Source organism: Pseudoalteromonas sp. SG41-5 (genome assembly GCF_014164495.1).
Lineage (GTDB): Bacteria > Pseudomonadota > Gammaproteobacteria > Enterobacterales > Alteromonadaceae > Pseudoalteromonas > Pseudoalteromonas rhizosphaerae.
This window is the reverse complement of the sequence record NZ_JACJFH010000162.1, coordinates 1-5006: the sequence shown is the minus strand read 5'-3', so window position 1 is coordinate 5006 and position 5006 is coordinate 1. Positions and strand designations below refer to the sequence as shown.

Below are 5006 nucleotides of genomic sequence, written 5' to 3'. Positions count from 1 at the left end.
TTAAAGAGCGGGTAAATCAATATTGTTTAATAAGTTTGCTGTGCAGTGATAACGTCATCATCATTATTATCACGCTCAAAGTTCAGGTTGAACTGGCCTTGCCGTGTAATAGTAAAAATGGCGCGCGTCCATTTTTCTGGTTGGTGTTTAGTGGCATTCTCAAAAAGGGTGATGAATAAATCGACTATCTCGTCTGTCACGGTAATTGGCTGTTCACTAGAGTCATCGGCTTTTTTAAAGTGAGCTTGGCATTCAAGTAAACCTTTATCTTCGCAATTTAAAATGAGTTGGGCTTCAAGCCACGGCTCTTTTATTTGCTCGTAAAGGAACTGACCTAGGTGTTGTGGAACGTTTTTAATATCTGGTTGCATATGCTGTCCTTAGCATTATAAATGTCATAATTAGGGAGAGCTCCTTAATTCATGAGGGATTTTTAAATTACTTTATTTTTTCTAAATAATTTTCAAATTCAAGATTCCGATGCTTATTTGTTAATAGTTGATTGATTTTTAGCATTACGTCAATCTCTTTATCACTAGGATCGTTAAATTGTAATGAAATAAATGGAGCACGATGATCAAAAAATACCTTCGTAAGTTCCAATAGTACTCCATGGATTATCTCGCAAAAAAATTGAGTTATCTGTTCATCTGTTAGATCTTCATCATAAAGGTCATCAAATATTTCTTCTATCCTTTCATTAATGTCGTTAAATGCCTCATATTCGTAAAAAATATTATTCCACTCAGATACAGAGTATTTGATTATTAGCCAATCGCTTTCAGGAAATTTTTCTTTTTTCTTTTCCAAATAATCATTAGAGTTCCAAGAAAAGCCAAATGCACTAAAGCCTGAATCACAATGAATAGCTATTGAATTTATATCCTTATACTTGTGAATCAACTTTTTTAAGAGCGCTTTATAAATATTACTTAGATCTTCGACAAGTTGATTTTTTTCTTGTTCAAGATTCATATTGTTCTACCTTTCGATATTGTTGCCCATTGCTCTAATACTTTGAGTATCGCTTTTTTATTGCCCCGAGATGTATTCAACATTTCATTTAGTTGAGCCTGAGGCTCTAATCCATGCTGTCCTTTTATGAGAGGCGCCCAAGCAAAATTCTCCTTAGATAATAAAGGATTAATACCTACATCTTCAAGAATTTTCCGATTTGAAACACCATATTTACCACCTCCTTTCTTCTCTACTAAATGGTGAGCATGATTGGGAGGTCCGGGATATTTAGTTCCTGATATTTCTTCATAATATTTTTCCAATTGTCTCCCCACATGTTTTTACCACTTTTTAAAGAGCCGAAATATATAGCATCCTGTATTTCGTTTGAAGATAACCCTTCATTTGCAAGCTTTATTTTCCATGCTCTAAAATCTTTGCGTTTTAACGTAAAGAACTCATTGGCATACTTTTCAATTAATAAGCTATTAGAAAGCTGCTTATTTGCTTTGTTCTTAGCCCCCTTTAAATCATTCCCTTTCGGCGGCTCTAATTCATTGGCTACCGTCTTCTTCGGTTTGCCCACTACACCCGTGCTTGCCGGTGGCTCAAACTCATCGAGGGCTTTATTTACGCGATTGCCAATTTCTTGCGCTGCGTTTCTTACCCCTTGGTCTATTTGCGGGGTGACTTCATCAAGTTGTTTGACCATGGCTTGCATGCCGTCAATGGCCGAGTCTGGCAGTAGGAGGTCGTATTTCCAGCTGGTTGAAATATCTTGCAAGGTATCTCTAAAGCTTTTAATAATTGCTTTGACTTCACTGGCGGCTTGTTTGCCTAAGTCTTGCCAGTTTATTTTACGTAAATACTGAACAGGGTCACCTTTGCCTACTTTCGTTGGGTAAAGAGCCGGAATACTGCAATAGCGCCTTCCATCGATTCGTTGCTGTCATTGGCTTTATCATCAAATAATAATTCGTTGTGGGCTGCGGGGGAATTATGTCGTGGGGTAAACCCGCTGCTACGAATGCGTAGACTCGAATTTACTTGTGCAAAAATGAAAGGCAGGGCACTAATCAGCGGCTGTATTAGCGCCTAGCCTACCAACATCCATGTTGTTAAAGAGCGAGTAATTATTAATACGTTCAGTTTATTCTGGTTTTGGTGGGTTTACATTAATTAACCAATCAGGAATATACTCATTTTCAACGCTGAGCTGATAGCCTTTGACTTCTTTAGCGATAACAGCCATTGCGGTTAGTGGTATTGAAATGGCGCCACGGTCATTCCACATGCGCTCTTCATCACTGTAATATTCTTGGTGCAGTAATAAAGCTTTTTCCATGGTGCTGTTGTAGGCTTGCTCACCATTTTCGGTGAAAATCGCTTCGATAACAGAGACCAACGGCCACTTGAGACGACTGGCATACAAATACGCTTCATCAATAGGGTAATCATCCGGGTTAGAGGTGATATACGCTTGCTCTAGCAGGTGCGCTAAGTCGGCGCTTGGGGCGAACAGTCCTTTGAGTAAATCAGCTAAGGCATAATCAAACGGTTTGAGTTGATTGCCGTAATTAGAGTTTACAAACACCTCATTGTCGATGGTGGTTAAAAAATCTATGGCGTCTTGGTTGCGTACGATAATCGCGGCATATAAAGCAAGTAGCCAAACAGGATGCTCTGCATTTTCAGGGTTTTTCTTGCCAACCACCTCTAGGTATTCATCGTCATAAAAAAATGGAAAGGCTTGACCATCATTGGCGTTACTTTGAAAAATACCGAGGCCTAATTGCGATGCGCGTAGCAAGTACAGCCAGGCATGGTAGCTATTAGGGTTTTCAATGGCTTCCATTGGGAAAGTGTCTATTAGGTTTGTTTTAAAGCTAAAATACATTTGGTAGCCAGGGTTTTTCTGGATCATAGTAATTTCATCTTCTTGCAATCTATTATATAACTTGATTGCTCTTTCATAGCTTCTTTGTGCAAAGCTGTAATGGCTTTTAATCATCTAAAATAACTCCTTAAAATCCGATATCAAAAATAGACACATCAATGGTCTCGATTAAGCCATTGTCATTGGCTTTTTGTTGTATGCCAATATATTCAATACCCTGTTTTCTTTTTGCAATTCTTAACTCATCCAGCATATCTTCAATGCCTTCAACCTGCTCAGTAAACGCTTTTTCGCCGACTTTACCATAGCGAGGGTCTTTTGTGAGGCGTTTCATCTGCTCGGTATAATTATCAATCACAGAATCCATGTACTTGGCGGAGCCTTGCTGTGCACGTTCCTCTCCAGCTATTCTGCTACCCCATGTTGCATTACCGCCTTTGGCTTCCATGATAAGGACTTTACCATCTTCGATGACATACACTTGGTCAAACTCGCCTTGTTTGCCGTTACCGGGTAATTTGGTGTTTAACGGTTTGGCGTTAGGGTAATTTTGTTGTACGTAAATGCGTGCGGCTTCTTCACCTAAATCTTCACTGGCCAATCGCATGGCTTTTTGTGCATCTGTTAATGCTTTAGCGTCGCCTGCCAGTAATGCAGCGTCACGTTGTGCAACGGCTTTATTACGTGCTGTTTCTAATGTTTTTAAACGCTTTCTTGCGGCTGAATCTAAGTTGCTGTGTTTAATTTTTAGTTTTTGTGAAATGGTGTTAAACACATCGATTTGGTCAGATACAGTAACTAACGCGCCATTTTCATAACGCAGTTTCGGTGGTTTACTCCCATCTATGCGCTGTATGATAACTTTACCGTCTGCATTGGTGTATGCACGGTAGTTGCCACGAATATCATCGGGAAGATTCTCTAATAAATAGTCAGCATGGGCTTTGGCTGACACCTGCGTGGTTACGCCTCGGTTGGTACCTGGTTGTAATGTCGCATCGGGTTTGTCAATGTGCTCAATTAATTTAGGTTGCTCAGGCGACACGGTATGCGAGGTGGTTTTGTTAAGTTGCTTGCGTTTGAGTATGTCGGCCATCTCGACTAATGAGCGATTCGCATTGACGAGATGCTTGGATTTACTTGCCGCAGAGGCTGCGGCTCCCGCACCGCCCGTTAACAGCGCTAATAATATCTCAAACGCCATAACACCGGTTAAACGTTGTTTATCAACGTAGGAATGCGCTTCAATATAGTCATACGGGAAGCGCGCTAATGCACTGCGGGTGTCTGCATCGTCCATTAAGGCAAGTAATAGTTCAAACGCCTGTGATAATGCGCTGGTCGTTTTTTGGCTAAAGGCTAAAATGGTTTCAAGTTCTTGTTTAACAGCGTTTTTATCACCACTTGCAACGGCGTCAATCATTCTAAAACAGGCCGAATACACACTGATATTGATATCAATCCCTAGTACGACTAAATCAGCGATACCCGTTACAAGGGATTTAGCGCCTTGATACAGACCCGTTGCTCTTGCGCCGGTTTCAATCATCCATTGGGTAAAAAAGTCTTCTTGCTCAAAAATGGCATCCCCAATCGCGGCTTGCCTGCGAATTTCATCAAGCATGGAGGTAAGGTGTTGATTGAATTCTTTGCGCAATTGAATAAGGCGTTGCTCATCGGCTTGGGTGGTTGCTGACAATGTCACTTGGCTTTTACCTTGTGGTAAATTAGCCAAGGTTGCTACGCCATTCGCCAGGGTGCCGGTGTGTTCAACACCATCATTATCAATAATATGGTAGTCAACACCTTCAATGGCAGAGCCATCATCGTAGAAGTATTCAAGTTCAAGCTGAGCGAGTGCGCCTGCAGATAGCGTATTGTCACTTAAATCAAACGCGGTGATTTGGCTAATACTCGCAGGACTTGAGGCACTTGGGCTACTGGCTGTTTGCGGGCTTTCTATATCGTAATCAACTGGCCCATCAAAGGTGACAATGTTGCTGTCGAGGGTGAGTATATTGGTAGCGATGATGGTGGCGTTGCCTTGGCTATCGAGTTTAATTTCGCCGCCGGCGTTATGAATGATTAAATCGCCTTGCCCAGAGCCTGTGATGTTAATTGACTTACTGGTTTGTAAAAACGTTGAACCATT

The 5006-nt window shown here is 41.0% G+C and carries 4 protein-coding genes and 1 pseudogene; all 5 read right to left on the bottom strand.

Annotated features, from left to right (window positions below; genetic code table 11):
• Positions 1 to 26: 26 nt before the first annotated feature.
• Positions 27 to 371 (bottom strand): immunity protein YezG family protein, encoded by a 345-nt coding sequence (locus H5232_RS22110; protein ID WP_182785410.1) that lies wholly within the window; start codon positions 369 to 371, stop codon positions 27 to 29.
• Positions 372 to 438: 67 nt separating this feature from the next.
• Positions 439 to 975, bottom strand: coding sequence for a DUF4303 domain-containing protein (locus H5232_RS22105; protein WP_182785409.1), 537 nt, complete (start codon positions 973 to 975; stop codon positions 439 to 441).
• Between the two features lie 235 nt (positions 976 to 1210).
• Positions 1211 to 1741: a hypothetical protein gene (locus H5232_RS24395; protein WP_259399736.1), complete on the bottom strand. Its 531-nt coding sequence runs from the start codon at positions 1739 to 1741 to the stop codon at positions 1211 to 1213.
• A gap of 366 nt (positions 1742 to 2107) precedes the next feature.
• Complete coding sequence (locus H5232_RS22090) at positions 2108 to 2968, bottom strand: immunity 49 family protein (protein ID WP_182795003.1); 861 nt, start codon at positions 2966 to 2968, stop codon at positions 2108 to 2110.
• A gap of 13 nt (positions 2969 to 2981) precedes the next feature.
• A pseudogene (locus H5232_RS22085) lies at positions 2982 to 5006 on the bottom strand (type IV secretion protein Rhs); the annotation flags it as partial.

What these genes read in the sequence shown, in the direction of transcription:
- H5232_RS22105 (WP_182785409.1), bottom strand. Translation starts at nt 975, where the DNA reads ATGAATCTTGAACAAGAAAAAAATCAACTTGTCGAAGATCTAAGTAAT.
- H5232_RS22110 (WP_182785410.1), bottom strand. Translation starts at nt 371, where the DNA reads ATGCAACCAGATATTAAAAACGTTCCACAACACCTAGGTCAGTTCCTT.
- H5232_RS22090 (WP_182795003.1), bottom strand. Translation starts at nt 2,968, where the DNA reads ATGATTAAAAGCCATTACAGCTTTGCACAAAGAAGCTATGAAAGAGCA.